Annotated in this window: 2 protein-coding genes; one reads left to right on the top strand and one right to left on the bottom strand. The window is 69.2% G+C overall.

What is annotated here, in order from left to right; translation table 11 throughout:
* Positions 1 to 297 precede the first annotated feature (297 nt).
* A complete protein-coding gene (locus KBI5_RS22615; protein WP_133057122.1) occupies positions 298 to 1050 on the top strand; it encodes a hypothetical protein in 753 nt (250 codons plus the stop codon).
* Positions 1051 to 1330: 280 nt separating this feature from the next.
* Here the strand turns inward: KBI5_RS22615 and KBI5_RS22620 are convergent, their stop codons facing one another.
* The gene (locus KBI5_RS22620; RefSeq protein WP_085016391.1) at positions 1331 to 1714 is read right to left on the bottom strand and encodes a hypothetical protein; all 384 of its coding nucleotides are present in this window, start codon (positions 1712 to 1714) and stop codon (positions 1331 to 1333) included.
* Positions 1715 to 1930: the final 216 nt, after the last annotated feature.

Raw genomic sequence — 1930 nt, forward strand, 5'->3', positions numbered from 1 at the left:
GATCACCAGGCAGGCTACCAACAGCTACCAACTATGACGCTGCGCTACCTCGCCGGAGCCCTGCGCCTAACCCCACCGAGCGGAGGGCATGTACCGAGATGCGGAAGCACCGTACCATACAGATCAACAGCACAGAGGGGCTGATCTCGTTTCCGTTTGGGATCGGCGACGGTTAGAGGAGACACCGGCCTGCGTACACAGTGAGTAATCGAGCATCGGCATTGCCGGAACCCCGGCAGCCCCACCCGCCCGCATCACCCCTAGGCTGCCCCCACTATCACCTCAAGGGGGGCAATCATGGAAGATCAAGACTTAACGTCGAAGCAGGCGCCGCCGGGGCCACCGCGGCGTAGATGGGCGCGGCGCCACCCGTGGAAAACCGGCATCGGCGCCGTATTCGTCCTCTTCGTCCTGTTCCTCATCATCGGGGCGTTGTCGTCGCCGCCGAAGACCACGGCAGCCGCCGCGGGCCGGACGGCCACCGCATCGCCGAGCACGCCAGCCACATCGACACCCGCGATGACGTCCACGTCGACACCCGCGGCCGAGACGGCTCCGGTTGAGCATCTACCCGGAATCGGCGCCACCCGAGCCGACTGGAACGCCAGCCATGTGATGGACACCCACGGCACCACCGTCCCCGGCTGCTGCTTCAACCCAACACCGGCCCTCGCCACGGGCGGCGAACCGAACGTCGACGCCTACTATGTGGTGAACTACGACGCCAACCGGGTGATCAGCTACAGCATGCGGTTTGTTCCGGCCCCGATCGGCACAGTAAACGCCCACGTCCTCGCCGAGCTCCCCGCCGACACCCAGATGCTGTGGACCCGCACCCTGGGGACCTGCCGGCAGTCGGAGTTCACTAGCCCAACCCTCGCCCGGCTACTCGGCCCGCCACCGATCGGCGACACCACCGGCAGTGTCTTCGTCGAGTTCGACAGCGACGAGCACGGCGGCGGACAGTCGATCTACGACCCGGCCCGGGTGGACACGGCACTCCTCTCGCTCGACTCCTATCCGAAGGCGTCCGATGGCCCGGAGTGCTGAGAAGCCGGCAGCCGGCCATCGTCGAGGAGGGCCGACGATGGCCCTACGGGCAGCCGGGCAGGGATGTGTGCCTGACACACACCCCGCGGCATGCGACCACCCGGACGGGGGCTGATAGCCGCCCCAGGGAGTCAGACCGGCGGCGCCCATGGGGTGCGGCCGGTGCCGGCACACCACGGGCAGTGCCAGATCAACTTCTCCGGGTGGCCGAATACCGTGGCGTGGACGGTGACCCGGACTCCGTACCCGCGGCAGCCCAAACAGATCTGGGCCCGCACTGTCATCGGTCGAGGCCGTCCACAGCGCGAGACCGGATCGCGGCGAGGATCTGATCCCAGATCGTGGCGGGCAGGCGGATCTCCCGGAGGCCCAGATAGCCGTAGCGCAGATCCACCTGACCGTCCGCGTGGCGGACCAGACCGCCGGCGACCGCCCACTCCGCCCATTCGGCGGTCAGCGTGGCAAACGTGGCCACACGGGCCTCCTGAACAAGGCCGGACCAGATGACGTTGGGAAACCGTAGCTCGTGGACCTCGCCGGCATACCGGTAGCGGATGACGACCTCTGCGCCGTCGCGGGCGAACTCGACTGCGGGGGCGCAGGCCGCCCGGTGCCAGTCCAACGGCGCGCTCACCGGGGTGCCGGGGTCGGTTCGCCCGCCCATGCGTCTGTCTCCTCGCGTGTGATGGAACCTCCCCACCCGCAAGCCGGCGTCCCGGGGACGAGCCAGGGGCGCAGGGACCTCGCGGGCGGGGAGGGATGGAGGGAGCCGCCGGCACCGGTGACGGCGGCCCCGGTCTGGGGATGGGCGGGGGGTGTGGTGCCTCCCCGCCTGCGACCGTGCTCACGGAGTGCCCTGGCGAAGGGCGTGCAGGCGGGG

Source organism: Frankia sp. KB5 (genome assembly GCF_002099325.1).
Classification (GTDB): Bacteria; Actinomycetota; Actinomycetes; order Frankiales; family Frankiaceae; genus Frankia; species Frankia casuarinae.